At 57.2% G+C, this 24293-nt stretch carries 22 protein-coding genes and 2 pseudogenes; 13 read left to right on the forward strand and 11 right to left on the reverse strand.

The features are described from left to right. Positions 1 to 90 precede the first annotated feature (90 nt). Both GSQ93_RS13740 and GSQ93_RS13745 read left to right on the forward strand, forming a co-directional pair. A complete protein-coding gene (locus tag GSQ93_RS13740) occupies positions 91 to 993 on the forward strand; it encodes a LysR family transcriptional regulator (RefSeq protein ID WP_158936237.1) in 903 nt (300 codons plus the stop codon). Positions 994 to 1138: 145 nt separating this feature from the next. Next, positions 1139 to 1804 (forward strand): RraA family protein, encoded by a 666-nt coding sequence (locus GSQ93_RS13745; protein ID WP_158936238.1) that lies wholly within the window; start codon positions 1139 to 1141, stop codon positions 1802 to 1804. Between the two features lie 114 nt (positions 1805 to 1918). Here the strand turns inward: GSQ93_RS13745 and GSQ93_RS13750 are convergent, their stop codons facing one another. After that, complete coding sequence (locus tag GSQ93_RS13750; RefSeq protein ID WP_158936239.1) at positions 1919 to 2314, reverse strand: hypothetical protein; 396 nt, start codon at positions 2312 to 2314, stop codon at positions 1919 to 1921. Here GSQ93_RS13750 and GSQ93_RS13755 point away from each other — a divergent pair. Together GSQ93_RS13755 and GSQ93_RS13760 are read left to right on the forward strand one after the other, a co-directional pair. Next, positions 2313 to 2555 carry a hypothetical protein gene (locus GSQ93_RS13755; protein ID WP_158936240.1) on the forward strand — a complete coding sequence of 81 codons (243 nt, stop codon included), beginning with the start codon at positions 2313 to 2315 and terminating at the stop codon, positions 2553 to 2555. The two genes, GSQ93_RS13750 and GSQ93_RS13755, sit on opposite strands and share 2 nt — an antisense overlap. A gap of 224 nt (positions 2556 to 2779) precedes the next feature. Beyond that, positions 2780 to 3637 carry an oxidoreductase gene (locus GSQ93_RS13760; RefSeq protein WP_158936241.1) on the forward strand — a complete coding sequence of 286 codons (858 nt, stop codon included), beginning with the start codon at positions 2780 to 2782 and terminating at the stop codon, positions 3635 to 3637. A gap of 413 nt (positions 3638 to 4050) precedes the next feature. Here the strand turns inward: GSQ93_RS13760 and GSQ93_RS13765 are convergent, their stop codons facing one another. Beyond that, positions 4051 to 5166: an MFS transporter gene (locus GSQ93_RS13765; RefSeq protein ID WP_254073874.1), complete on the reverse strand. Its 1116-nt coding sequence runs from the start codon at positions 5164 to 5166 to the stop codon at positions 4051 to 4053. Between the two features lie 234 nt (positions 5167 to 5400). Between GSQ93_RS13765 and GSQ93_RS13770 the strand changes: the two genes are divergently transcribed. Then, entirely contained in the window at positions 5401 to 6378 is a 978-nt protein-coding gene (locus GSQ93_RS13770; protein ID WP_158936243.1) for a LysR substrate-binding domain-containing protein, read from the forward strand. Positions 6379 to 6669: 291 nt separating this feature from the next. On the opposite strand, the gene zwf is transcribed toward GSQ93_RS13770, so the two are convergent. The 5 genes and pseudogenes from zwf to GSQ93_RS13795 all read right to left on the reverse strand — a co-directional run bounded on the left by zwf (position 6670) and on the right by GSQ93_RS13795 (position 14130). Then, positions 6670 to 8133 (reverse strand): glucose-6-phosphate dehydrogenase, encoded by a 1464-nt coding sequence (zwf, locus tag GSQ93_RS13775; protein WP_158936244.1) that lies wholly within the window; start codon positions 8131 to 8133, stop codon positions 6670 to 6672. A 342-nt stretch (positions 8134 to 8475) separates the two neighbouring features. Then, positions 8476 to 8751: an HU family DNA-binding protein gene (locus GSQ93_RS13780; RefSeq protein WP_158936245.1), complete on the reverse strand. Its 276-nt coding sequence runs from the start codon at positions 8749 to 8751 to the stop codon at positions 8476 to 8478. A gap of 1020 nt (positions 8752 to 9771) precedes the next feature. After that, a pseudogene (locus tag GSQ93_RS13785) lies at positions 9772 to 9933 on the reverse strand (type II toxin-antitoxin system RelE/ParE family toxin); the annotation flags it as partial. A gap of 2011 nt (positions 9934 to 11944) precedes the next feature. Beyond that, positions 11945 to 12922, reverse strand: coding sequence for a ParB/RepB/Spo0J family partition protein (locus tag GSQ93_RS13790; RefSeq protein WP_158936247.1), 978 nt, complete (start codon positions 12920 to 12922; stop codon positions 11945 to 11947). Then, entirely contained in the window at positions 12919 to 14130 is a 1212-nt protein-coding gene (locus tag GSQ93_RS13795) for a ParA family protein (RefSeq protein WP_174254618.1), read from the reverse strand. Before GSQ93_RS13795 ends, GSQ93_RS13790 begins: the two co-directional genes overlap by 4 nt. 1033 nt (positions 14131 to 15163) lie before the next feature. Here GSQ93_RS13795 and GSQ93_RS13800 point away from each other — a divergent pair. The 6 genes from GSQ93_RS13800 to arsH all read left to right on the forward strand — a co-directional run bounded on the left by GSQ93_RS13800 (position 15164) and on the right by arsH (position 20719). Then, the gene (locus GSQ93_RS13800; RefSeq protein WP_158936248.1) at positions 15164 to 16567 is read left to right on the forward strand and encodes a replication initiation protein; all 1404 of its coding nucleotides are present in this window, start codon (positions 15164 to 15166) and stop codon (positions 16565 to 16567) included. Positions 16568 to 17095: 528 nt separating this feature from the next. Continuing rightward, complete coding sequence (locus tag GSQ93_RS13805; protein ID WP_158936249.1) at positions 17096 to 17560, forward strand: hypothetical protein; 465 nt, start codon at positions 17096 to 17098, stop codon at positions 17558 to 17560. 502 nt (positions 17561 to 18062) lie between these two features. Next, positions 18063 to 18395 (forward strand): helix-turn-helix transcriptional regulator, encoded by a 333-nt coding sequence (locus GSQ93_RS13810; protein ID WP_158936250.1) that lies wholly within the window; start codon positions 18063 to 18065, stop codon positions 18393 to 18395. Positions 18396 to 18450: 55 nt separating this feature from the next. Then, the gene (arsB, locus tag GSQ93_RS13815; protein ID WP_158936251.1) at positions 18451 to 19536 is read left to right on the forward strand and encodes an ACR3 family arsenite efflux transporter; all 1086 of its coding nucleotides are present in this window, start codon (positions 18451 to 18453) and stop codon (positions 19534 to 19536) included. Next, positions 19533 to 19958, forward strand: coding sequence for an arsenate reductase (glutaredoxin) (gene arsC / locus GSQ93_RS13820; protein WP_158936252.1), 426 nt, complete (start codon positions 19533 to 19535; stop codon positions 19956 to 19958). The genes arsB and arsC overlap by 4 nt, the downstream gene beginning before the upstream one ends. Further along, positions 19955 to 20719: an arsenical resistance protein ArsH gene (gene arsH / locus GSQ93_RS13825; protein WP_158936253.1), complete on the forward strand. Its 765-nt coding sequence runs from the start codon at positions 19955 to 19957 to the stop codon at positions 20717 to 20719. The genes arsC and arsH overlap by 4 nt, the downstream gene beginning before the upstream one ends. A 101-nt stretch (positions 20720 to 20820) precedes the next feature. On the opposite strand, the gene GSQ93_RS38675 is transcribed toward arsH, so the two are convergent. The 4 genes from GSQ93_RS38675 to GSQ93_RS13840 form a co-directional block, all read right to left on the reverse strand. After that, positions 20821 to 20925: a hypothetical protein gene (locus tag GSQ93_RS38675; protein ID WP_367889754.1), complete on the reverse strand. Its 105-nt coding sequence runs from the start codon at positions 20923 to 20925 to the stop codon at positions 20821 to 20823. Between the two features lie 49 nt (positions 20926 to 20974). Continuing rightward, complete coding sequence (locus tag GSQ93_RS13830; protein ID WP_254073873.1) at positions 20975 to 21283, reverse strand: hypothetical protein; 309 nt, start codon at positions 21281 to 21283, stop codon at positions 20975 to 20977. A gap of 408 nt (positions 21284 to 21691) precedes the next feature. After that, positions 21692 to 22186: a hypothetical protein gene (locus tag GSQ93_RS13835; protein ID WP_158936254.1), complete on the reverse strand. Its 495-nt coding sequence runs from the start codon at positions 22184 to 22186 to the stop codon at positions 21692 to 21694. After that, positions 22170 to 22793 carry a TetR/AcrR family transcriptional regulator gene (locus GSQ93_RS13840; protein WP_158936255.1) on the reverse strand — a complete coding sequence of 208 codons (624 nt, stop codon included), beginning with the start codon at positions 22791 to 22793 and terminating at the stop codon, positions 22170 to 22172. Before GSQ93_RS13840 ends, GSQ93_RS13835 begins: the two co-directional genes overlap by 17 nt. A 108-nt stretch (positions 22794 to 22901) precedes the next feature. Here GSQ93_RS13840 and GSQ93_RS13845 point away from each other — a divergent pair, with 108 nt between their 5' ends. Continuing rightward, positions 22902 to 23300, forward strand: a complete 399-nt coding sequence (locus tag GSQ93_RS13845) for a VOC family protein (RefSeq protein WP_158936256.1) — start codon at positions 22902 to 22904, stop codon at positions 23298 to 23300. Between the two features lie 865 nt (positions 23301 to 24165). Continuing rightward, positions 24166 to 24293, forward strand: a pseudogene (locus GSQ93_RS38080) (Crp/Fnr family transcriptional regulator); the annotation flags it as partial.

Consider the following 24293-nt stretch of genomic DNA (forward strand, 5'->3'; position numbering starts at 1 on the left):
TGGTTGCGATGACGTACATTCGCGCATACAGTCCGATATGTAAATTCCGAATAATTGAAGCATCTGATACGCCAAACCTATTGAACGATCATGATCAACTTCCGTCTTATCCGTCACTTGTGGCTCTTCCTGGCGGTCGCCGAGGAGCAGCACTTCGGGCGCGCTGCCAAGCGCCTGGACATGTCCCAGCCCCCGTTGACGGAGCAGATCCAGGCACTGGAACAGGCATTGAAGGTGAAACTCTTCGAACGCTCCCGGCGCGGCACCTATCTCACCCCTGTGGGCGCGGCGATCCTGCCGGCCGTGCGCAAGTTCGCGGAGCAGCTCGAGCGGCTCGAACTCGCCGTACACGAGGCCGTTGCGGGGCGCAGTGGCGTGCTGACTATCGGCGCGATCTCGTCGGCCATGCTCGATGTCCTGCCGCCGCTGGTCGAGCGGCTGAAGGGCGACTATCCGCAGCTCACCGTATCGGTAAAAGAGATCGACAGCGCCGAAGCAATTCCAGCGCTTGAAGCAGGTGACATCGATCTGGCCTTTGCCAGGCTGGAGGGTGAACTGGGAGGGACAATCCAGTCACTTGCGTTGGCGCAGGATCGCCTCGCGGTGGCGATGCCACGGGAGCATGCGATGGCGGGTACTTCCCGCATACGGCTGGCATCCCTGGCGGGAGAAGATTTCGTGATGTTTTCGCGCAAGGTGAGTCCGGTGTACTTTGATAGCCTGGTCGCGTCGTGTCGCGCAAGTGGGTTTTCACCTCGGATAGTTCACGAAGTGCGCTCCGTCGCGTCTCAGGTCGCGTTCGTAGGCTGCGGCCAAGGCATCGCACTGGTGCCGGCGTCACTGAAAAAGCTCGCACCTGAGAACGTCGTGTTCCGCCCGCTGAGGGAGAACGTGAGTGTGGTGACAACGGCAATGGCCTGGAGCACCGCGCGGGAAAACCCACTAGTGGACGCGGTAGTCACCCTGCTAAAGGCTGGAAAACGACCTGTTTGATCAAGCCATTCAGCGGTCGCATTTGATTTTCCTGGCTCACTATTTCCTCATAGCCCCAACGTATCAATCTATTCCGTAATTCGAAATATACATATCGAACCATGGATGTGAGACTAGCCTCCTCGCAACCACATTGAGGCTTGTCATGACAGAGCATTCGTTACTCGACCGGCTCGCGGCACTCGATACCAATACGGTCTCCGACGCGCTGGATTTTCTCGGCCTGGCCGGAGCAACATTTGGCATTCAACCACTATGGTACTGTCCGAAAATTGTTGGGCGCGCCAGCACCATTCAGTTGGAACCCAAAGCTGACGGGCAGCAAAAGGCGCACATCATCACGCCGGTGATTGCCGCGATTGACACCGATGACCGCGTGCTGGTTATCGGCGGCGGGACGGAGGGGATCTCCTGCTGGGGCGACATCATCGCCAACGCTGCGCAGTTCAAGCGCGTGCGTGGCACCGTGATCGACGGCGTAAGCCGGGATATCGAAGGTAGCGAGTCGATCGGCTATCCCGTGTACGGCCGCGGAATCACGATGATCAGCGCGCGCAACCGGCTGGCACAGGTGTCGGCAGGCGAGCCGATCCGTTTTGCTGGCGTTGTCGTGCGGCAAGATGATTTCGTCACTGCCGACCGATGCGGAACCGTATTTGTCCCAAGCGACCGAATCGAAGAAGTCATTGAGCTCGGCGAGCGCATCGCTCGGCGACAGGATGCGATGGTGCAGGCAGTGCGTGCGGGTCGCTCGGTCGCAGATGTTATGCATGACAAGGAGTTTGACGCAATCAAGCAGAAGCAAGCGTAATGAACGACGACGATCAGGTCTAGGAGAGTGGGCGGCTTTAGCGGAGATGGCGCACCGACCGATCAAGCTCGGGGTGCTTCTATAGAGGGAGATTTGAAAACCTCGCTGGTCGTATCACTGATCAGTTTCCAAAGAGCTCGCCGCTGATTTGTCCGCGGTAAGCTTGCTCACGATCGCGATGGTCTCGGGGTCTGCGGGAAAAAGCATTTCAAGCGCCAGTTCGGAAAGCGTGATGTCGGTAGGCGTACCAAATACCGTAGTAGTGTTAAGGAACGATAGAACACCCTCATTCGTTGCGATCTTGAGCGGCGTAGCAAAACGCCGCGGGCCGTCAGCGACATCCGCAACCGCTCCCGCAACCACCTGCGGATAAGCCAGGATCTCCGCGAGTAACGCCTGCACGCCGGGCTCCGCCCTGGCTTCGATCTGCTGGCGCAGGACGGTGATCACATGCGCGCGCCACTCGGAAAGGTTGACGATCCGCGGCGCCATGGCTCGTGGATGAAGCATGAGACGCAGTGCGTTGACCGGTGGGCTGGAGCAGCGTGTCCCAGGCTCGCATGAGAAGAATGTCCGCGATGGCGGCCATCGTTTCAAGGTGAGCGCCGTCCACGCCCTGCAGGATGCAGTCATGGTGGACTGGAACATGGTTCCTGGTGCAGGCGACGCCGCGGTCGCCGCTGGCCGCAACGTCTTTATCCTGGATGCCAATCGCCGCATTCTCATCGACTATCAGTTCATCGTCAGCTAAGCCAATGACCGTTGGCATCGTGGAGCAGAGGCCGGACTGAGACTGAGCGGGTAACACGGGGACTATCGATCGGAACTCGGAATAAGTTGTTTGAAAGGTCATCGGAGCGATGACATGCAGGCGAGCGGCCAACCACGCGGCGCGCTCTAACATGCGATACTTTTTGTTCCGCTACCTCAACCGTGTGGTTTAGCTGCTGCGCGGCTCTCGTCAAAAGGACCCTCATGCCATCCGCTTCCACTCCCTCGTCCGCACCCGTATGGTTTATTACCGGCTGTTCCACCGGATTCGGCCGGGAGCTCGCACTCGCTGTCCTTGATAAAGGCTGGCGCGCCGTCGTAACGGCCCGTCAACCCGGCGCTCTGGCAGAATTTGACGAGCGCTACGATGGCCGCGCGCTGGTGCTCGAACTCGACGTAACCCAGCCCGGTCAGATCAAGCACGCGGTTGAAAAAACCCTGCAAGAATTCGGTCGTATTGACGTGTTGGTCAACAATGCCGGCTATGGCTACCTGAGCGCCATCGAGGAAGGAGACGATCAGGACGTACGCGATATGTTCGAGGTCAACTTCTTCGGCGTGGCCGATACCATCAAGGCCGTGTTACCCGCGATGCGGGCACAGCGTGCCGGGCACATCGTCAACATCACGTCCGTGGGCGGTCTGATCGGCAATCCGGGGAGTGGTTACTATGCCGCCAGCAAGTTCGCAGTGGAAGGCCTGAGCGAAGCGTTGGCCGCCGAGACGGCCGATTTCGGAATCAAGGTTACGGCGGTTGAGCCCGGACCGTTCCGTACCGATTGGGCTGGACGTTCGCTAAAGCAAGCCAAGAAGCCGATTGAGGCCTACGAGGCGGGCGCTGGCAAGCGCCGCGCGACCATCTCGGCCAGTAGTGGCAAGCAGCCAGGCGACCCGGCGCGTGCGGCCCTGGCTATCATCGCTGCAGTGCAGTCGCCCACTCCGCCGGGCCATCTGATCCTGGGCAGCAACGGGCTTGAGCGTGTCAAAAGCAAGTTGGACGCTCTGCGCGCGGAGATCGCCGCATGGGAAGCCACCACCGTGAGCGCCGATTTCCCCGGGTAAGTAGATTCGCGCATCTGCCGGCTCGATTCCAGTTCGATTGCACCACTGGATCGAGCGGCCGACGCCGATCCGGTTCGGCCGCATCGTCGTGAGCGAACTCGACAATTGAGGCTCGATAATTTTCTCCGCTACCGATAAACGGATCCAGCCGCAGCACTGCGGCTTTACGATTTGGCGAGCCTGATTTGGATGCGGTCTTCGGCCGTAGAGGATCGCATCGACGAGCGCCTTTTCTACGCGCCGGTACCGGCCCCGCCCACTCCGATGCGTTACGCTCTCTACCCTGTTTCAGTGCGCGCCATTGTGAGCACCGCACGTACCAGAAGGTTCAATCCGTTAGCATACCTATTAATCCGTATCTGACCAACGGGCTTGCGGTCAGATAGACGTGTATCGAACGCGTTCGACTCAGCTCACGTCGCGCGCAGATGCGGACGAAGGGCAAGCGCCAGTGGGAGAATGGCCAGCGCCGTGGCCGCTGTCGCGATAGTGGCACCATGTACGCCGATTCGATCGCCCAGAAAACCATAAGCCACCGGCGAGAGTGCACCCGAAGCGATAGTGCCGGTATAAAAGAGCGCAAACGCTCGCTCGGTACGCTCGACCGGAGTCAGTTCGGCGACCGTACCGTAAAGGACGGACGATGTGCCGTTGAGCATCGCGCCAAGCAGCGGCAACACGATCATAGCGGGTACCAGGGGCAGAAAAATCACGGCAAGAATCAACGCCGCCGTACCGCCTTCAGTTGCGAGCACGGTTCCGATTACGCCCATGCGCACGCCGAGCCAGCCACAAATAAACTTGCCGGCGGCGCCACCGATGAAGACGAGCGCGAGCGCCGTGCCCATCATCGGTTGCGAGATGCCTTTCGTTTTCAAGAGAAATGGCAGGAAGGTCAATAACCCCATGCGCACGGCTGTGTCGAGCACGCCAATGGTGAACAGCAGTGAAAAGCCCGATCGCGATCCGCTGCTGTCCTGACTCGACGTTTCCTCTATGGAAGACTCGCACCTCGGAACCGACGGGAGAAAAAGTGCAATCACTGCCGCCACTAAAACGCCAATGGTCGACACGGCCCACAGCGCATGGCGCCACGGCATGACGGTAATCAGAAGCGAGATAGCCGCCGGAAGCGCAGATTTTCCGAGGTCGCCTGAAAAATTGTAGATGCTCAGTGGCCCTCGAGCATTGCGTCCATACACGCGCGAGACTGCTCCAGAAGCCAGGGGATGTTGCGTGCTTGAGCCGCTTCCCGAAATGGCGAGTGCGACACACAAGCCCAGCAGACTTCCAGACATGCCGGCGATCTCATAGCCCAGTGCGGCTAAAAGCGTGCCGAACGCAAGCGTCGCGCGTGTGCCCAAAATGCGGGCGAGGCGTCCAGCGGGCAATTGCAGCGTCGCCATCGTGCCCGCATAGACACCGCGCAAAATAGCCAGGGCACCGTAACTGAGTCCAAAGTCCGCCTGCCAAACAGGCAGCAAGGCGTAGATCATGTCGGTGTATCCGTCGTGCAGCGCGTGCGCCATGCACGAGAGCCACAATACGCGCGTGCGTGAAACGGAGCCCGACTGACCAGGTCCGTCGGCTACGTCAGTCGCTGGGGAGGAGAAAGAGAAAAGTCTCATGGTTCAACTGAGTCGCAGAAGCGCAGGCTTTGGCGACCGCTCAAGGGTTCGTTACAGGACACCCACAGTCTAGGTCCGTCAAGAACGTGCCACAATCGACGTAAAATTGGGTCAGACGGGAGAAAAAGTCACCATATGGGCACAGAGAAACCCACGGGGAAAGACGCGGAAACGTTGCCCCCGTTAAATGCGTTGCGGCACTTCGAGGCGGCCGCCCGCCTGGGGAGTTTCGCGGCTGCGGCAAGCGATCTGCACGTCACGCACTGGGCGGTCGGCAAACAAATTCGATTGCTCGAAGACTGGTTCGGGGTTCCGCTCTTTGAGCGCCGCCCACGCGGTGTCGTTCCTACTGACGAAGGCGCTGCGCTGCTTAATGATGTCAAAGGTGCATTTGGGCGCCTGAGCAGTTCGGTCACCCGGCTGCGCCACGAATCCATTACGCGTCGCATAACGGGTGTCGTGCGCGTCAATGCGCCGGCGAGCTTTGCTTTGTGCTGGCTAATACCGCGCCTGGCAGATTTCCAGGTTCGCTACCCGGATATTGATGTGCGGCTCTCCACAACTTCACGCAAGTTGCGCTATGTCGGTGATGCATTCGACGTCGGCGTGCGCTCGGGACCCGAGGACGCAGCGGGCCTCACGTCAACCACGCTGATGCCCGACTTGCGCCTGCCCGCTTGTAGTCCAGCGGTATTGTCGAGCCACCCTATCAGGGCCGTCGCCGACTTGCGAAATCACACGCTCCTTCACTCCACGAGCACGCGCACAGCCTGGTCCGATTGGTTGCGGGAGGCTGGCGCGCCCGGCCTGCAGGGTGCCCACCATCTCGACTTCGATCATGTTTTTCTCCAATTGGGCGCAGCGGCTGAAGGCCTCGGCGTGACGTTGGCATCGCTGCCACTCATTGAGCGCGAGATCGCAACGGGGCGTCTCGTGTGTCCAATATCAGAGCCCGCATCGCGCGGCCCCGATTACACGTTGGTCGTGAACACTGATCGCGGCGACGATGACGCGGTCATTGCGTTCAAAAAGTGGATCACAGCGGCGGCGCAAAATTCGGTAGAGGCGGTTCGAAGCAAACCTACACTGCGTACGAAACGATCGCGGCGCTAATGGTGATGGTTAATTCAGGCTCGACACACAGGGCGATGAGGGCTTTGATCGGTTCGCTGGCGGAGAACGGTATCAATCCTCCTCAATCAAAACCGGTGACACTCACGGATTTCGTTATGCGCTAATGGTTTGCGCTATACCGAATGAACGAGCGCGTACTGCAATCATTGCGTACTGCTGATTGACTCAACACGCCTCGGATGGCGTCATAGCGCTGACAACGACGGTCGCCCGCCAGGAATTTCATCGGCGAGTTATAAGAGCACGAGTTATCTCTAGCATCAAACCGAGTCAACTACCCAGGGCGTTCGGATCCCGCCACGCTCGCTCGAACGGAAGCCGCCACGCCCGGGGTGCGACGAGTTGATGGATGGCATTTGGCCCCCACGAGCCCGGCGCGTAGAAGCGAACAGGAGGTGGGGATTCGAGCAAGGCCGTCGATACTTCCCACAGCCGCTCGATGCCCTCAGCAGTAGTAAAGAGCGTACGGTCTCCGCGCATGGCATCGAGGATCAATCGCTCGTAGGCTTCCAGTACGTCGCCAATCAGACCGGTATCGCGCATGGCGAACTGCAAGCTCAGTTTGTCCAGCCGCATCCCGGGGCCCGGGCGTTTGCCGTAGAACGAAAGCGACATCTTCGATGCATCCGCCAGGTCGAATGTCAGATGGTCCGGTCCTTGCGAACCGACGCCAGATCCCGCCGGAAACATGCTCTTCGGCGGCTCGCGAAACGCGATGGAAATAATGCGTTGCCCCTCGGCAAGCCGCTTTCCTGTGCGCAGATAGAACGGAACGCCGGCCCAGCGCCAGTTATCGATCGAACATTTCAACGCAATGAATGTTTCCGTTTCTGATTCCGGACTGACCCCTTCCTCGGATCGATAACCGGTGTACTGCCCCCGGACGACATCGGTTGGCTGTATCGGCAGCATGCTGCGGAAGACCTTGTTCTTTTCCTCGCTAATGGGAGAAGGTTCCAGCGACGTCGGTGGCTCCATCGCCATGAACGCGAGAATCTGAAACAGGTGCGTGACGACCATGTCGCGAAATGCGCCAGTTTGCTCATAGAAACCGGCACGCTTGCCGAGGCTCAACGTTTCAGGCACGTCGATCTGAACGTGGTCGATGAAGTTGCGGTTCCAGATCGGCTCGAACAAACCGTTCGCGAAGCGGAAAGCGAGAATGTTCTGGGCGGGCTCCTTCCCCAGAAAATGATCGATGCGGAAGATCTGCTCTTCTTCGAAGACTTCGTGCAGCCGGGCATTCAACGAAACAGAAGTCGCCAGATCCGTTCCGAACGGCTTCTCCATGATGATCCGTGAGCGTTCCACGAGGCCCGCTTCCTTGAGCATGCCCACTGCGGAGAGTGCAGCGTTAGGGGGGACGCTCAGGTAATGCAGCCGCCGGCACTCGCCATCGAAGCTCAGCTCGGCGTTCAGCACCGCCGCCTTGAGCGCCTCCGCGCCTGCGGTCAGCGGCAGATAGTCGAGATTGGCGGCGAAAGTGTCCCACTCCCGCTGGGCGACCTTTCGAGAAGAAAACTCATCGAGCGCTTCTCGCGCCGTGCGACGAAAGTCGTCAATGTGAATGTTGTCGAGTGCGACAGCAATGATCTTGCAGCCCGGAATGAATCCAGCGCTCGACAGATGGAACAAGCCTGGCAAGAGCTTGCGTCGCGCCAGATCGCCTGTGGCGCCGAACAGAACGACGACTTGCGGGAATTGCGGACCCACTCCTGCAGAGATCTTGGCCATCGTGCAAATCCTTTCTGGGGTGTCGACGCCTGGCGAAAAGAACGTGAAAGAGCGCATCCGGTTGCTGGGCTTTATTCGACCTTGGTCGTCCAAGTGCCCTTTTTTCAGAAACGCTCTTCGTCGCAAAAAAGTGAAATGGACTGCATGGCGGCGCCTGACTAAGCCGTCGTCTTCGTCGTTATTTAAGTTTGCCCAGCAAGGTGTTGTATCAGGCTGCGGAGTTTTGTTTCCACAGTATCACGCGCTTAAAAATCGAACTTGCGATGCTGACGGTAGTGCACCGTCAGGCCGAACTCATTCAACCGCCTGCAACCTGCGCAGGCGGAAAGCGTGTTCAACGCCCTACTGGTTCACTGCGTCCTTGAACGCTTTGCCAGCGGTGAATTTGACCGTCGTCGACGCGGCGATCTGAAGCGCCTCGCCGGTCTTCGGATTGCGACCAGTCCGGGCCGCACGCGCTCCCGTGCTGAAAGATCCGAATCCGATGAGTTGAACCGCATCGCCCTTGACCACCGCGTTCGTCACGGTCGCCAAAAATGCGTCGATCGTTTCTGCTGCGGCCGATTTCGCGATGCCCACTTCGCTCGCCACTGCATCGATGAGTTCCTGTTTGTTCATATTCGCGTTCTCCTATTTAAGCGAAAGACAGCCAATGTACCTGTCAGGTTCGGAGGATACCGCACCGCCGGGGAGAGGTAGCGCGGTTTTACGGGAACGGCGCCCTCTTCTGCCTTGGTGTCTATCGGCTGCGAGCTCGGCTGCGAGTAGCTAGCCGCCGTTTTCCGCATACTGATTTTCGGCTGCGGCGGAGATCCGAGGTTCAGGTGACTCGATGCGTGATGCCAGGCCGCTTACTGGTAACTGGTTGAGCCGGCCTGCCCTGCGCGAGACCAGCTTGAACGTTGTCGAGTTATTGCGCCTAGCTGGCAGAGACTCATCGAGCAATCTCGGCAACTCGGTGACAACGGCCTGTTCTGTGAAGCTCAGGCTTACAACGCGGTCGCTATAGAAAGCGTACCGGAGACTCCTTCCATGGTGCCGTAACCCATTCGACGCCTGCATGGCGCGCGATTACAGGGATACGGCGTTTGACTTCTTAACGTAGCGGCTGATACGTATTAGGACTCAATCGATACAAGCAACCGGTGAAATCGATGATTTTGGTCAATGATCGAAGAAATCTCCGTTCGAATCGCGTCGACCTTAAGAAGATTTCAAAGAGGCGTGAAACATTTTAGCATTTAGCCCCCCTTCCCTATGCTGGGCTTGGCTTTCGGGCATTACCATTTTGATGTTGATTGTTTCACGACTATGCAGAATGGCATAGCGCTTGGGCATACAGTCTGCGTCGCCAAAATGCGATGCAAAAGTCGACATCGCCTCCCAGTGCGGGCGTTAGAGCTCGTCGTCCCTGGCCGTCAGCGAACTACTGAGCGTTTTCGGTTGATGCCCAAGGATTTATCGGGCTTGTGCCGATGGCGCGAACACGCGCTCCATCGAGCGGTACTGCAGCGTCGCGTGACGATCCGCCGAGATGAGCAGCCGCCTGCCCTATTGAATTGCAGGGGTCTTGCGGCGCACTGCAGTGTTTCATGCACGCTGCCTCTATGATCCACGGGACCCGAGCGCACGTCATCCTTAGTGGTAGTCATCCTCGCGTTGATGTCGGATGGCGAGAACCGTCACGGTCCCCTCGCCTTCGATTTCGATTTCGATTTCGAACAGAGGGACGTAGCCCGTATTGCCGAACGGCACGGCGAGTTCTCGCAGATCAAGATTGTCGGAGTCGACTTTGCGACAGGGTCTGCCCCGGCGGTCGCCGCGCTTCATGGCTTAGGCTTAGCGGGGCTACCTGATTACGGAAGATCCGTGTTCGTTGCGGGACTGCCGGCGAGGGTGTCGATTCACACTCCCGCTCGAGGATGGGTGCGCGGCCGCTGCAGGATGTGGTAGATCGCTTGGAGATGCTGTTCGCCTACCACGCCCGGGACAGAGCAGCCGGCTGAGAGTCGCTGAGCCGATACCCCTAGCTGCCGGCAAACGGTCGATAGGTAAGGTTTGGCGTCATCCTTAACGCACGCGTGCGCAGCCTTCACAATTGTCGCCTCGCCGAAGTCCTCAATTAGCCACTTTAACAACTGGCGATCCTGTTCATTTCGCACGCGTACCCACTGTTCCATGGCTTCCTCGCAGGCTGTATGTTTACACAGCACTCGAATCAAACGGCTTACTTATGACAAGTAGTAGCCCTTTTCCGCCATTGAATGCTGAGCATGGAAGGTGTTTGTTGGATACGCCTTTGCGATCGACCGTTAGTTGCGTGTTTATTTTTTACAATGCCGCTACGAAATCGCAGACGCGAGGTTTCGTGTCGTGTCTGCGATACCTATATGCCTCGATATTGCGGGCCGTCGTGCCGTCCGGCCGTCGCAGAAAACGGTCTACCGCGCAGTGACGCAACGTGGTTTGGCGTGTGGGATTTGCATCGCTTAGCTTTGCAAGAGCTTGCGCAGAGTTGAGCTAGGCGAACTACACCAGCGATAGGACTCGTGCTGCTACCATTCTCGCCGCGTTCGAAAAGCGACTCATCAATGCCGACCAACTTCATCTGAAACTGAAAATTCACCGCAAAGCGCAACTCGGGACGTAGGCCGAGAACTTGGTGTCAGTGGTAAAGCGATTTCAATTTCGCCAGATCAGGATGTCCGCGAGACCTCAACAGCGAGCAGAGCCACAACACTTATACGGGGGCGAAGGTCCGGAGACCCTTTAAGCGAAGATGTGCGCGACGCCAACGAGACGATACGTGTCTAGAGTCTAGACACGCGCTACAGGAGCGCTTTCATAGCTTAGCGATTGGTCCAGCCTGTCGGTCGGCGGACGCGCTGGGCGGAAGGCGACAAAGGCGGTCGGCGAAGTGCTGGGTATAGGAATCAACAGCGGCATGATTTCAGAAGCAACTGACACGAACCAACGGCACGTTCGCGAAAACGTTTGGTGTCGAACTTGAAACCAGCGGCCAGAATTTTCGTCGGGAAACGAACGCGGCTATTTGTGCCATCTTCGTCCCTGGCCCCCTAAATTCCGCAGCAAGCCCGGCCCGTAAGAATTTGCGCAGGGCACCCTCACCGTCACGGATTCCCCCTACGGTCCAGAAAGGCCCGGAGCAATCGAAAGGCAAATTAGTCTTTGTGAAGATGCCTCATCGCGGTCATCTCTGGCTAGCCCGATTACTTTCGCCGCCATCGCCGTGAAGACACGCAGTACCTCGCATCTTCTTTGTGAAGTGACCAATGTTGTGTATCGCTGTTGTTGCTGGCACGACCGCTTGCTCTAGTGTTTTCTGCGCCATGCGATGTTTTCTGCGGACGTGACCGGGTATTTTGTGAGCTGGGAGGACCTGATTGCCACACTCGCATCGGAGATATTTTTCAGCCTTCGTATGGCTCTCGCGCGCCCCCAAATCGACAACGGACAGAGACAGTGTCGCGCTACAAACGGCGCGGCTTACCCACAACCACACTCGCCGATACGCACGGCTAATCCCACCATCGCCCTGTGTCAGACCCTCGGCTACCGCCGTAGCTGATAGCACCGTTCGATCACCCTCTACCCCCGCGCGATGCTACCTCCCCGTTCGCGCGATGCCAGTGCCGCCGCGACAGGAATCGTGTCTAGACTCTAGACGTTCCTATATCTGCGAAATCGATCCTGAACACCCCGGCGTCCGACTCTGTCTAGACTCTAGACACGCTAGAAAACAGCACAAAAAAAGCCCGCACATGGCGGGCTTCGTCGCGTTCAACGTTCCTCAACTTGCTTTAGGCTGAGCGTGAAACATCTGGCTTATAAGCTCCCTGATCTGCGTCTCTTGCGCGTTGGTCAGCACGCCGGACTTGATCTTCACCGTGATACCACTGACATCCTTGGTAATGGAGCCCGCGTGTTCCCTGCCAGAAAAGAACTTGTCGATACTCCGCTCGCTCGCTGAGTTGACGGTTGTTGCTTGGCGAGTTGCCAACGCCTTAATCGCCGCAGCCACTTTCCCTTGGTCCATATCGCCCTTCACAACCAAGGGCCAAAGTTCCACAGCTGCGTTCATACCGCTCTCGCCGTGCTTTTTGATCGCCGTAACAATCGCCTGAGCCGCGGTCCCACCAAGTAGCCGTGGCTGGATATCCAGGTCCTTCCTGATGAAGTTCGGCAGGTTCTCGAACGACAGAAACTGATAGAGCCCGCTACGAGACATACCCAGTGCCTCGGCCATTCGCTTCCGGTCGGGAAACTCCTTTTCCGTACGCCTTATAGACGTAGCGACCTCATAGTCGGACAAGTCGTCACGGCTGACGTTTTCCACCAAGGCCAACACCGCCATGTCTGCGTCGGAACACGCGACAACAACAGCGTTTATCGTGTCCAGCCCCAACATCACGTGCGCGCGCCATCGACGTTCGCCCGCCACGATTTGATAGATTTCCTCGAACCGGCGGACCACGATAGGTTGCATCAGCCCGACTTCACGAATGGATTCGGCCAGTTCCGACAGCTTTGCTTCATTAAATACGCGACGCGGCTGCCAGGGATTCGGCACAACATCGGATACAGCCAATCGCGACGCGGCGCCGGTGGACTCGAGTTCTTGCACACGGAGTTGTGCAACCGCCAATGCCCCGGCAAGGCCCGGTGCCGTTTGCGTTCGAGTACTGCGTTTCACTTCGTCTCCGTTGATAGACGAAGTCGCCCGAATGCCTGCTGTCTTGGCCAGCAATTGTTCACGCATGTTGCTCATGACGCGTTCCTCCATTTTTCCGCATAGATTTCATCTATCCAACGACAGTAATCGACAAGCGGCTGTCTAACCCGCTGCAGCGACTTGGACGCGCTGTGGGTACTGCTGACGTCGAACACCGTTGAGAACGCAAGCGCTCCCGTACTCATGACAGAACTCGCCGGCACTTCAATTGAGTGCAACCAACTCTCGTAGGCGCTTTGTGCCCATGCACGAACAATGGGTGCTGACGAAGTACGCCCATAATCGACTCTCGAAAGCAGCAGCGAAATAAAATCGTATTTCTTGTCAGTCTCGTACTTCATGAAGCTCTTCGACACATCAGAAAACAGGCGCCAAAACGACAATGAGCTAATGAAGTCAAGATTCTCAGGGACCATTGGCATCACCATTGCGTCTGCCGCAAGTAGCGCATTCAGATTGAGGTACGACAGAGAGGGCGACGTGTCCATGAGGATATAGTCATATCGCTTGCGCAGCGGCTCTAAACCCTGTCGCAGCACCGTCCAGAACCGAAAGCCAGGTCTCATCTTCTGCATCGCGGGCAGGTGAAACTCTGCACCAATCAATTCAGTGTGAGCCGGGATCACATCAAGACCGTCCCAATACGTCGACTGAACTCTCGCTTCCAGTCCACCTTCGATGTCCTGATCGTAGATGTAAGGAAGAATTGTGTCGTCCGGCGTCACATCCTTTTCCGCATAAAGACCGCAAAGCTCGGAAAGCGATGCTTGCGGGTCGAGGTCGATCACCAGCACCTTGCGCCCACGCAACGTCAATCCTTGCGCCAAGCACATGGTTGTCGTCGTCTTGGCCGATCCGCCCTTTAACTGGGCCGTGATGATGATTTTCCCTTCAGGCTCACGCGTCCCGGTAACGAGCGGAGTTTGATAGATATCGGAGACCTTCTGGACCCAGACGCGCGCTTCCTCTAGAGTAAAGATTCGGGTCCGGCCAGTGCCCGCTGCGGTGCCCGACGGCAACTCTCCGTCACTCTTGGTGGCCAAGTATTGAACCTGAGAGTGCGCGATATTGCACATCTCGGCAATCTCCCCTGTTTTAAAGACAGGTGCGGCCTTTCTTGGCCGTGGAGCGAGAATAGTGTCGCGCAGTTCGTCTGTGAAAATCGAGACCTTTTCAGCAAACTGGCTGATCTGCTCAAGATGGACAGTTCGGTCTACAGCAGGAAGTTGACTCGTTTTCACCATTCTGAGGTTTTTCCGGAAATTTTAATTAACCTCAGAATACAGGAAAGACTTGGCAATTGCGCTATAAATCGTTGTTTACTATAGCGATATTCCCTGAAAAGGACTCGACGGTGTCTCTTTCGCCATGTTCTCAGACGCTTCGCACAGCGTAAAACCATCAGCTTCTTTTCCGAACTATCGCGATACGGTTCCGCTATTGTGTGTTGCATGCCCCGTTAGTTGATCTGCAGGCACTAACCACACCTCAAGGTGAGGTCGATTGTGCTGCTATTACGCCCAAGTTGTTCGATCGCGTTGATGCTGCACAATGAACCTCACCTTCATAGCCAAATACCAGGGAAGACCAGCCGTAAGCAGGTTTGGAAAGAACCCCGGGAGTAAACCCGCACAATCAACCTCACCATCGGTCGTGCGCTTTCGACCCTTCAAATGCCTGATTGAGGAAAAACAGTCAGCGCGCCAACAACTGAATCGATAATTTTGCCCAGTCGTCTGTTCCACCATCGGTTTCGACTCCGATTGCACAATCAACCTCACCCCTGTTCGCAGCTCATATCTCGATCTATTGGAGACTTGTTGGTATGTTTTTTTAAAGAAGTAAACCAACTCACCCACCAGCAGGGACTTGCGACTTCCTTTATTTTCAATGACTTAACCCCGTAAAGGTGAGATTCATTGTGTCCAAGGTGAGGCTGGCTGTGCATAGAAGTGAGGTTCGTTGTGTCGCTAGAGTGAGGTTTTTTCCACACCAAGGTGAGGTTTGATGTGCAACAAAGAGCCGTTTTAGGAAAGGTGAGGTTGGCTGTGCAGGAACGGGAAGGCATCGCTTCAAGCGGCCCCCACAAGGCTAGACTACCGGGCGCAGGCTCAACGTGGTGAGGTTAATTGTGCCAAGGTGAGGTTAAATGTGCGCAACCGGCAACGCTTGGGCAGATAGCCTGATCCGGCGGGAGGAGGGTGAGGTTGTATGTGTTGACAGCTCACCCACGCATGCTACATTCGCAAACAATTCAAACGATCAGCTGACGAGCTTATGGCGGCGGACAATCCTGAAGCAGGCAAGTCGAGGGTAACACCTCGCCAGATGGCGCTCGCGCTGTTCGAGGACCTGTTCGACCTAGGCATGCCCATCAGTGAAGCCAGCCGGGAAATCGGCTACCAGCGGAACAATTTTTTCACCCAAATCGTCAACATGGGGCTGCCGGCGCGGCGATTTCTTGACGCTGCCTATTTCATCGTCGCACAGGAGCAAGAGGCACGGGATCAGTACGATGTCGAATTGAACTACTTCAAGTGGCTGATGCGCTATGACAGCCGCAATCTCAAGCACCTGCGCACAATCGCAGAGGAAGCGCAGGACGCGAAAATCCAGGTGACGGATACACCGCTCGACCGCGAGCCCAATGAAGACGACCTTTGGGTCTCAGTCCAACTGCTGGGGATGGTGGGGTTCCACAGAGGGCGGGTCCGATTCGATGTGCATCCTCGATTAGTCCCGCATATCCGTGACCCGAAAAAGTCTCACTGGCTGAGCCTGCGCATTTCGACGGCTTTTACGCGCAGTCTGGCGCGCGCGATTTATGACCAGATACTGCCGAGTGTCCCCGATGGCCGGACGGAATGGATACCGCTTGAAGACATGCGAAATTGGCCCGGGAAAATGGGTGCAAACGCGGCTATCTTCAAATACTTCAAACGCGACTGGCTTGAGCCGGCAGTGCGTGAGATCAATGAGGTATCGGATATCGATCTAACTTATGAAACCAGGACCGAGTCGAGTACGTCGAAAAAAATCGACCGTATAAGGTTTCTGCTCAAGCGCAAGGATACCGCCGACGCAGTCTTGGCCAGCTTGGCTGACGCCAGCCACCTGTACAAGATTCTCAAGGATGAGTTCAACTTGTCGACCAAACAGTTCACCGAGATTTCCGAGAACCGAGAGGTCTGGACCGACACACACATCCAGCAAGCTGTCGAATACACGCGATTCAAGATTAATCGCGGACAGGTGAAAAAGAGTCCAGCTGGCTACCTAATGAGAGCGCTCCGCGATAACTGGAAAATGTCCGAAGCCGAACGGACGATGGTCGACGTTCAGGCCAAGTTGCTTACCGACGAAACAGCGGTAGAGGTCGCCAAGAATGAAACCCGGAGTTCGGTCGCACGCACCATGGCGTCGCGTGAGGAGGAAGGCCGTGCACGCATGAACGAAGAATCGCTTAGAGGACGCGAACACTTTAATTCCGCTGACTTAAAAACCCGCAAAGATCTGGTGCGCGCATGGATCACGTCAAGCCAAGGCAAACTCATGCTCCGGCGCATGAAACTTGAGGCCTCGACCGTAACGGAGGCGGAAATCCTTGCGAACGCAGACCTGGTTTGGTACCTCGGACAATTTGTGTTCGGGCGCGTGAATTCGGCTCGTACATCGCCCTGATGTGCCTGCAGGCTGCTGATTTATGTCGCTATCCCGAGGTCCGCAGCGAGAAGGGCAAGCGCCACGAAAAACTGAAATACAGCAGGGATGCGGCCGGTGTAGCGTATCTGGCTAAACCGTTACTCTTTGGGTTTCTGCTCGAAGGTTATATCTATCTCCGTGAACAACTGGCGGCACGAGTCCTGGTAGCGTCGATTCAGAACAGCGTCACCCGTCACACTGGGGCGCGATCAACTCGTTTGCTTAGATAGAGGCGCACTTCACGGCGGTAGGAGAGCGGCAAGCTTTCGCGCTAGCGCTAGCGCTTGCGCGTCTAACTGCGCAGTCCAGGAACACGAAGATGCCGGTTTGCGCTGGCTCTCGTCATCGAACGACTGCAATAGGGGAGGGCGAAAAGGGCATCCGTTATTGGCCGAAGCAGGTATGCGAAACGAATGCGGTCGTGGACGTTAGAATGGGTTGGAAAATTCTCCGTCGGATATCTCCGCGAGAGACCCTGTATCGTATTGATTAATAGCTAGGAGAAACGTGGATATTTTCTATCACTGGAGAGACTTTGCGCTCGATATGAAGGAAGGACGTATTGGTACGCTCGGGTCTGATGGAGCCGTGCTCGAACAATTGAAGGAGCGTCTTCCTCGCAAGGTATGGACGTTTGTGACCCCGAAGGGGAAGAAAGATCGGCTACAACTTATCGGCTCGTTTTTAATCACCGAGTCGAAACCGGTGTCGTTCGTACCCAAGTGGAAGCACAACCTGTTCTACGATGCCGCGTCGCCCCGATCGGTCCTCTATACCGACTCGCACAGCCCCGAAAAAATTGACGAGGTGAGCGACTTCTTCAATCGTCGATTCAACGCGACGGGCAAATCTAATTTGCATGGGGAGAAGGGTATCCGGGAAATGGAAGCGGATGTTGTCCGTGGTTTCGAAAAATTAGTGCAGGATTACCCGACGGTCCAGTTAATGGATGGATTGCCCGGGATGCGCTAAACGGCGGGTGAGAGACGGGAAACGCGCGCATCTTGAGTGTCGCCATGCGAGGAGACGGTGTAGGTTAAAAAGTTCGCATGGCCATGTGTGCGAGGGCGTTAAACCATTCACCCGGAATCAAATGATGCGTTGCCGTGTACCTAAGCAACTAGCCGATTGTCGTGATCACATCGGCCGGGTCGAAAGATCAGCGATCGAGCGAGGCCCATATGATCAGGAATACTTATGTCACCAGCAGTACTATGGATTGCTTGAAGTGTCGGTTAAAAGCCGCGATGCAATCCCGATTGCAAACCTAATCTTGTGACGACCTTGGATATCCGTAGGATAACGAATTACGCTTGAGAATAGAGCCCTGCCGCGAGATTCCTGGTGCTTTACAGTCGCTCAAATCGTTCGATCTCCCGTCATATAAACTTGCACTGGCTTGCGCCACAAATTGCACAACTAAATTATTTCAACAATACTTGAAATATCGAATTGAATAGTCTATGCTTCCGGCATGGACTCAAATCTCGTTGTACGCGCCCTGAGCGCGCTCGCCCATGAATCGCGCCTCGCGATCTTCCGCATGCTGGTCGTCGCCGGGACGGACGGCATGGCCGCTGGTGAAATCGCGAAGCAGCTCGGGCTTTCCCCTTCAAGTCTGTCATTTCACCTCAAGGATTTGTCACATGCAGACCTGGTGAAGCCACGGCAGGAAAGCCGCTTCATCATCTACACCGCGAATTTCGACGCGATGACGGGCCTGATCGGCTTCCTGACAGAGAACTGCTGCGCCAGCGCGACTTGCGCCGCGAGCGACATTCCCAACTGCTGCGGGGATGCACCATGAAGCACATGCATGTCGGAAATACGTGCGATTGGAGAAAGGCCTGTAGGGGAATCAAATGAGTAGCGCTGACAGAGCGATCGGCGGAGCACGGCCGGAGATTGGTTTTTTTGAACGTTACCTGACGGTCTGGGTTGCGCTTTGTATCGTGGGCGGCATTCTGTTCGGGAAGGTGCTTCCGCAGCTCTTCCAGGCTATCGGACGCATGGAAGTGGCGCAGGTCAATCTTCCGGTCGGTGTGCTCATCTGGGTAATGATTGTCCCCATGCTGGTCAAGATCGATTTCGCCGCGATGACGCAAGTCAAGAGTCAGTGGCGGGGCATTGGCGTCACGCTATTTGTGAACTGGTTCGTCAAACCGTTCTCGATGGCGTTGCTCGGCTGGATTTTCATCCGGCATATATTCGCGCCGTGGCTTCCAGCCGACCAACTCGACAGCTATGTCGCCGGTCTCATTCTGTTGGCAGCAGCCCCCTGTACAGCGATGGTGTTTGTCTGGTCGCAGCTCTGCAAGGGCGATCCGAATTTCACGTTATCGCAAGTGGCGCTAAATGACGCCATCATGATCGTGGCCTTCGCGCCGCTTGTCGCTCTTCTGCTGGGTCTGTCGGCCATTACCGTGCCGTGGGATACGCTGATTATTTCGGTCGGCCTTTACATCATCATTCCGGTGGCGCTCGCCCAGCTACTGCGCCGAATGTTGATGGCGAAGGGGGAGGCGCATTTTCGGAAGACCGTCGCACGTCTTGGCCCCTATTCGATCTGCGCATTGCTCGCAACGTTAGTACTGCTCTTCGCTTTCCAGGGACAGGCGATCGTCAAGGAACCGCTGGTGATCGCGATGCTGGCGGTGCCGATCCTCATTCAGGTGTTTTTCAATTCCGGCCTCGCCTATCTCTTGAATCGCCGGCTTGGCGTCGCGCACTGCGTCGCGGGGCCCTCGAGTTTGATTGGTGCGAGCAATTTCTTTGAACTCTCGGTAGCTACGGCCATTAGCCTGTTCGGCTTCCATTCGGGCGCGGCGCTGGCCACCGTGGTCGGTGTGCTGATCGAGGTGCCGGTGATGCTGCTGGTCGTCGGTGTGGTCAATCGATCGCAGCATTGGTACGAAGCAAAACACAACATCAAAGGACAACGCGTATGAGCGTCACGATCTATCACAACCCGGATTGCGGCACGTCGCGCAACACGCTGGCCATGATCCGCAACGCGGGCATTGAGCCGGAGATCATCGAATACCTGAAGACGCCGCCGAGCAAAAGCACGCTGGAAGATTTGATCGTCCGTGCCGGTTTCACGGTACGCGCTGCGCTGCGTGAAAAGGGCACGCCTTACGCCGATCTAGGCCTGGGCGATCCGTCAGTAGGCGACGAGCAATTGCTCGTCGCAATGCTCGAACACCCGATTCTCATCAATCGCCCGCTGGTCGTCACACCGCTTGGCGTGCGCCTATGCCGGCCCTCCGAGGTCGTTCTCGACATCCTGCCTACGGCGCAAAAAGGCGCTTTTGCCAAAGAGGACGGCGAACCTGTCATCGATAGCGAAGGACACAGGGTCCGCGAATGACACAGGATCTTCCCAACGTCAGCGCGACGCACCTCGATAGGCCGGATCTGCGCAAGCTCGAGCCGCGCGCCGTATCGCAACATGCGCCGCGGATCCTGCTGCTCTACGGGTCGTTGCGCCCCACGTCATACAGCCGGCTTCTGACGCTGGAAGCCGAACGCATCTTGCGCCATTTCGGCGCCGAAACACGGGTCTTCGATCCGCACGGCCTGCCAATGACCGATAGCGTTGCCGCCGATCATCCGAAAGTGGCAGAACTGCGCACACTGTCGGAGTGGTCGGAAGGGCAGGTATGGTGCAGCCCGGAGCGTCACGGCACGCTAACGGCCGTCTTCAAGAACCAGATCGATTGGCTGCCGCTTGAAAGCGGCGGCGTCCGTCCGACACAAGGCCGCACGCTCGCTGTGATGCAGGTATGCGGCGGATCGCAGTCGTTCAATGCGGTGAATGCGCTGCGCGTGCTCGGCCGGTGGATGCGCATGGTGACCATTCCAAACCAGTCGTCGGTGGCGAAGGCCTGGCAGGAATTCGACGCTGACGGGCGGATGAAACCATCTGCTTCTTACGATCGCGTCGTCGATGTAATGGAAGAGCTGTACAAGTTCACGCTGCTCGTGCGCGATCGCTCGGATTACCTGACCGACCGTTACAGCGAGCGCAGGCAAGCGCATCCGGAGCTTGCCACGACGCTGGCGACCGCTGCGATGAACCAGGAGGCGGTGAGCGTCAATGCCGATACTGACGACAGCGAAGCGGCGTGAGGGCGCCCGGGCGCGGCGGGAGTCGCGGCCACGGCTGCGGGTCTATCCTCGCTGCAGCGATGTTGGCGCTATGGTCGCAGATCACCGAGAAGAACTCCACCTCATGCTTGGCTTAGTGGTCCGAACCAGATATTCATCGCGTCTTGACGACCATCCTGCGTTCTGTCGCCCGCCCACGCCACATATCCATCGGGTCGGATCAACACTGCGGTTGGAGCGGAGACCAAACCCAGCGCAGGCAGCTCTCATTGACCGTCATATTTGACGCAAACCAACCCAATGCGATTTGACCACGGCGTGATGTCGATGCTGCCGGGTGCGCTGAGATTCAAGAGCACTGGGCCGTGCATCATGGATGAGCGTAAAGACACGTATAGGACCGTCAGGTGTGATCAGGTCGAGGTCAGGCATGCGACGGCCGACCAGCGGATGCCCCTCGCCGAGGTCGTAACGAATACCCAGTCCGGACATCTCGGCAGCTATCCGTTTGCGAGGCTCCTTCACGCTAAGGAGTTCCAATACGGTTTCACGCAGGGCTTCGGTGCGGTCATCGGTACGTTGCAACGCGACCTGAATTGCCCGGTCGCGAGTGGCTCAATTTGGCTGACGCTGTTGAGAAAGTCGCCGCACGGTTTTGCCACATCATCGGCAGAATATCGACCTTTCAGATCGACTTGCAAGTCGCGCGTGATTTTTGGTCACGGGTAAAGCGACCCATGAAAACCCCCACTGAACAAATCCGCAGAACAGTTCGCACGGGAAAAGTTTGGCTTCAAAGGCAGTGGCAGACTCCACACGATTTCGACCCGGAAACTGAGCCTAGCAGGGTAGTGTCCCGTCGATATCGGTTGACGGTCGAGAGGCCGGTGCTCAGGTCGGAGTTGCCGGTGGGCGTGGCGGCTCAAGTGGCGGACGGTCGCGCACACGGATCACCTATAACACTGCAATCGCGCTGATGGGGTTATGAACCCTTTACGAGCGGCCGAGCACCACTGAAGTGTCATACATCATGCCGGAGTTCGCGACGCCTTGCGATATCGATGCACGGCGACCGGATGATGTCATATCGCAACTAACGATCTCCCCGTAAGCCGCCGCCGAACGGCAAGCCGATTCGGTGCGCGATTTGCCGTGGTCAGAAGCCGCATGGCTAATAGGCGAGCATACCGGGCGCAGACCGGACTCAAGCCCGCGCATGCGCCCCACCGCACGCCGTAGCAGGGAGCGCGCAAGCGAGATCACGCCGCGCGTCGGCAGGATCGCGACGGATTGCCTGCGCGCAATGATCAGCCGCCGCTTCCCCAGTTCGCTCGGCCTGCGCGAGGCGGTCATGCATGTGCATCGGTGCTTGATCGAGCGGATCCACGCGTAATCACGCAATTGCAGGCAATGGCAGCGTATCGCTACCGGCGTAAGTTGCCAGTAGCCAAGCGCTTCCTGTCGCGAACGGTCACTGTCCGGTTTCACGGATGACTCGCTTGACGATCTGTTTCGCGAACGCGTCTGTCAGAGGCTCCCGTGAAAACCAGCGACGATAAAAAAGCGCGCCCGTAAGCACCGCGATCAGCATGGCAGCATTCGTGTCCTTCGGCAGTTCTCCCTTGCGCACCGCTCGCTTGATGACGGTTTCAAAAGGCATCGAATAACCCCGTTGAAGTTTGCTGTACATATCGGCGATGTCGGGGTCTCGCTCGGCCGCATCAATGATTGAAGGCAGCACCGAAGTCCATTTGGCTGACCGCAGCAGCTTCGCGAGACTTGTCATCAGCGCCGTGATGTCGCTTTCGAAGCTTCCGGTGTCTGGTATGTATTGAGGTGTGCTGAGCGTCGAGCAGGCATCGCGCAGCAGGTCAGCTCGGGTTGGCCAGTGCCGATAGATCGTGGTCTTCGCGACGCCCGAGCGACGCGAGATTTCATCGACGCTCGCGCCACTAAGACCGCGTTCGAAGAGCAGCTCTGCCGTGACGCCGAGCACAGTCGCCCGCGAGCGGCGGACCCTTTCGTCGAGCGCCTTGATGTCAGGCTCGGCAACAGCCGGCGCGCCTGGTTCGGTGACTATGGTTTTCTTTCGCATGAGCAAGAATAGGGTAGACAAGAAACGATACGCTACTGTAGCGTATCGTGTATACAAGGGCAATCACACCTTGTCCAATTTTCCCACTGCACGCAAAAGGAGGTTGCTATGAAATTCGCTTCCACGCGGCTTATTGCCCGTGACATCAAAACCCTCGTCAGCTTTTACGAGAAGGTGACGGGCCAACAGGCGGAATGGCTGGCGCCTGTGTTCGCCGAAATCGTCACCCCGGGGGCAACGCTTGCGATCGGCGCCGCTGAAACCGTGGCGTTATTCAAGGACGGAAGCGCTGAGCCCGCTTCCAATCGCACCGCGATCGTGGAGTTCCAGGTCGACGACGTAGACGCTGAGTTCGCGAGGCTGAAAGATGAAGTGCCGGTGGTGCACGAGCCGAAGATGATGCCGTGGGGCAACCGCGCAGCTCAGTTCCGCGACCCCGAAGGGACGCTCGTGGGCATGTACACGCCTGTGACCGACGCCGCGAAGCAGCGGTTCGGCGGTCGCTGAGCGAACGCGAAGGGGAATTGGCGTGCGCCTTCGGCCGGCCTTCGTTGTTTATCGTGACCCAGCCCGTCTCCGCTGATAGCCGGCGAGCGGCGGGTTATGAGGAGGGGCAGCCGCCCGAGGTAACTCAAGCCTCGAGTAGCGAGGGCAATGTGCGTAGAGGTGTTCGAGGATCTCCCCGTGCCGATGTGGAGCGACGGGCGGTGGTGCGTCAAACTAGATCGTGAGATTTGCTGCCTGGAAGTTGATGCAACTTCAGTTGGGCGTGTCACGGATCGCCAAGCAAGTTCTTTCCAGACAGAAGGCGGCCGACGGTGAGTGTCATCATGCCCCACCAGCGTCTCCACCGGTTCCAGACCATGCAAGAGGCAAACCTCACCCAGGTCGCCCCAAATCGACAGAACATTTCTGTATCACTTTTAAAACGGCCGACAAACGCTTATGCAAGCCGGGTTTGGCGCCCGCAAACCAGCGGTTTGAAGTGGTGTTACAGAAACTCGGATGCTGCACCAGCAAGGGATTGGAAGGACGAAAGCGTTTGCGCGATTAATCGGACGGATAGGGCTGATTCGATCGTGCAGTGTTCAAGAGTGAATCAAAAACGTTTTCATCCCCAGTGTGCGCTACTGCATATCCTCGGACGTTCCATGATGGCATTGGGTTTGCGCCCGCTGGCACGGTCCTCGCTATATGTGGGGTGCAGCACTAGCCAAGGTCGACTTTCAACATCAAGCAAACGACTTTGGACAGCGCTGCTTACGGGGCCGCTCGCTCCGTGTCTTAGATAGATGCCATCAGATGCATCACGAGACACGGAGTGGCCGGAATAAAAAAGTAAGGCGCACAGCGCACACGAGAGAAAAACATCATGCTGAATCTTCAATCAGACCTGCACGGCAATCATCTGTTGGGCGCGCTTCCGGCGCACGAATGGCAAGCGCTTACACCTCACCTGGAACTCGTTCAGCTTCGTACAGGCCAATTGCTTTGCGATTC

Source organism: Burkholderia sp. S171 (genome assembly GCF_009766085.1).
Taxonomy (GTDB): domain Bacteria; phylum Pseudomonadota; class Gammaproteobacteria; order Burkholderiales; family Burkholderiaceae; genus Caballeronia.

Excerpts from the sequence above, each read along its gene's own strand:
- GSQ93_RS13740 (WP_158936237.1), top strand. The coding sequence starts at position 91 with ATGATCAACTTCCGTCTTATCCGTCACTTGTGGCTCTTCCTGGCGGTC.
- GSQ93_RS13745 (WP_158936238.1), top strand. The coding sequence starts at position 1,139 with ATGACAGAGCATTCGTTACTCGACCGGCTCGCGGCACTCGATACCAAT.
- GSQ93_RS13755 (WP_158936240.1), top strand. The coding sequence starts at position 2,313 with ATGAGACGCAGTGCGTTGACCGGTGGGCTGGAGCAGCGTGTCCCAGGC.
- GSQ93_RS13750 (WP_158936239.1), bottom strand. The coding sequence starts at position 2,314 with ATGCTTCATCCACGAGCCATGGCGCCGCGGATCGTCAACCTTTCCGAG.
- GSQ93_RS13760 (WP_158936241.1), top strand. The coding sequence starts at position 2,780 with ATGCCATCCGCTTCCACTCCCTCGTCCGCACCCGTATGGTTTATTACC.
- GSQ93_RS13765 (WP_254073874.1), bottom strand. The coding sequence starts at position 5,166 with ATGGCGCACGCGCTGCACGACGGATACACCGACATGATCTACGCCTTG.
- GSQ93_RS13770 (WP_158936243.1), top strand. The coding sequence starts at position 5,401 with ATGGGCACAGAGAAACCCACGGGGAAAGACGCGGAAACGTTGCCCCCG.
- zwf (WP_158936244.1), bottom strand. The coding sequence starts at position 8,133 with ATGGCCAAGATCTCTGCAGGAGTGGGTCCGCAATTCCCGCAAGTCGTC.
- GSQ93_RS13780 (WP_158936245.1), bottom strand. The coding sequence starts at position 8,751 with ATGAACAAACAGGAACTCATCGATGCAGTGGCGAGCGAAGTGGGCATC.
- GSQ93_RS13790 (WP_158936247.1), bottom strand. The coding sequence starts at position 12,922 with ATGAGCAACATGCGTGAACAATTGCTGGCCAAGACAGCAGGCATTCGG.
- GSQ93_RS13795 (WP_174254618.1), bottom strand. The coding sequence starts at position 14,130 with ATGGTGAAAACGAGTCAACTTCCTGCTGTAGACCGAACTGTCCATCTT.
- GSQ93_RS13800 (WP_158936248.1), top strand. The coding sequence starts at position 15,164 with ATGGCGGCGGACAATCCTGAAGCAGGCAAGTCGAGGGTAACACCTCGC.
- GSQ93_RS13810 (WP_158936250.1), top strand. The coding sequence starts at position 18,063 with ATGGACTCAAATCTCGTTGTACGCGCCCTGAGCGCGCTCGCCCATGAA.
- arsB (WP_158936251.1), top strand. The coding sequence starts at position 18,451 with ATGAGTAGCGCTGACAGAGCGATCGGCGGAGCACGGCCGGAGATTGGT.
- arsC (WP_158936252.1), top strand. The coding sequence starts at position 19,533 with ATGAGCGTCACGATCTATCACAACCCGGATTGCGGCACGTCGCGCAAC.
- arsH (WP_158936253.1), top strand. The coding sequence starts at position 19,955 with ATGACACAGGATCTTCCCAACGTCAGCGCGACGCACCTCGATAGGCCG.
- GSQ93_RS13840 (WP_158936255.1), bottom strand. The coding sequence starts at position 22,793 with ATGCGAAAGAAAACCATAGTCACCGAACCAGGCGCGCCGGCTGTTGCC.
- GSQ93_RS13845 (WP_158936256.1), top strand. The coding sequence starts at position 22,902 with ATGAAATTCGCTTCCACGCGGCTTATTGCCCGTGACATCAAAACCCTC.